The sequence below is a fragment of the Oleiphilus sp. HI0128 genome (assembly GCF_001635365.1).
Genome location: NZ_LWGG01000069.1, coordinates 1 through 1260, shown reverse-complemented (window position 1 = coordinate 1260; position 1260 = coordinate 1). Strand labels below are relative to the sequence as shown.

At 47.1% G+C, this 1260-nt stretch carries 1 protein-coding gene; it reads right to left on the bottom strand.

Translation table 11 applies throughout. The features are described from left to right. Positions 1-118: 118 nt before the first annotated feature. Positions 119-1260 (bottom strand): exodeoxyribonuclease VII large subunit (xseA, locus tag A3763_RS00935; protein WP_068759819.1); only part of this gene is annotated, 1142 nt, incomplete at its 5' end.

Sequence of the window (1260 nt, the reverse complement as noted above, 5' to 3'; positions counted from 1 at the left end):
ATTTTGGAGGTGAACTGATCTCGGGCGCCTTATCTCATGAGCTAGCGCCAAGCTATCTCGATATGATGCAGTACAATCTAGCGAAAATTTATCAAGCCTTGAAGTAAGCTGGGCTGAGTTATAAGTCCAGTTCTGGAACACTTTGGTCGACGGTACAATGGACAATCCCATCTTTTAGTGTGGCACTGATTTTGTCTCCCGCCTTGAAGTCGCTGCACTGGGTTTGAACTTTCTGTTTATCGGACTTTAATATGGCATAGCCGCGCCCTAAGGTTGCAAGAGGGCTTGCCGTGTGCAGTGTCTGGGCTAGAATCGCCAGTCTGTGTTGCTGTTGTTCCAGGTTTGCATGCTGCGCTTGTACTAGTTTGTCGTAAGCGTTGTTTAGTGTTGCTGCGCTTTGTTCAAGCTTCGCTTGAGGGTTATATCTGAGTAAGCGGTGCTGAAGTATATTCAGACTTCCAGATTTATTTTCAATAGTGTTTGATAGTGCCCGTTTAATGCGCTCTTGAAGTTCTTCAAGGCGTAAACCCTTTTCTTGAAGGGCATCGCCAGGATGTCTTAGTCGTTTTTGTAAGGCATCGATGCTTTGGCTGAGTTGTTTGAATCGATTGTTGATCAAAAACTCCAGGCGCCGTTGTTGTTGATCCAGGTTTTGCATTAATTCGTATTGGTCGGGCGTAATGTGTTCTGCGGCTGCTGATGGCGTTGGTGCCCGGTAGTCTGCTACCAGGTCGGCAATCGTAAAGTCTACTTCATGACCAACGGCGCTAATGATAGGTAGTTCGCTGTCAAAAATAGCACGTGCGACGACTTCTTCATTAAAACTCCATAAATCCTCTAGAGACCCGCCTCCTCGCCCAGCAATTAACACATCTGCAAGGTTGTGGCTGTTGCAGTAAGCGATAGCGTCGGCAATTTGTTGTGCTGAGCCTTCCCCTTGAACCTGAACGGGTAGCAAAATGATCTCTAGTGCAGGGAAGCGACGCTGCGTCACTGAAATGATGTCATGAATGACGGCACCGCTTTGAGAGGTTATCACGGCTGCTTTTTTGGGGATTTGTGGTATAGATTTTTTATGCTGCTGGTCAAACAGTCCTTCGCCAGCCAGTTTAAGCTTTAGTGCTTCAAAAGCGGCTTGTAGTTGCCCAATACCCGCCGGTTCCATGCCTTCAACGATAAGTTGGTAATCGCCGCGACCTTCGTACAAGCTCACTTTGGCTCGAACAATTATCTGGTCACCTTCCTTGGGGATAAACTTTA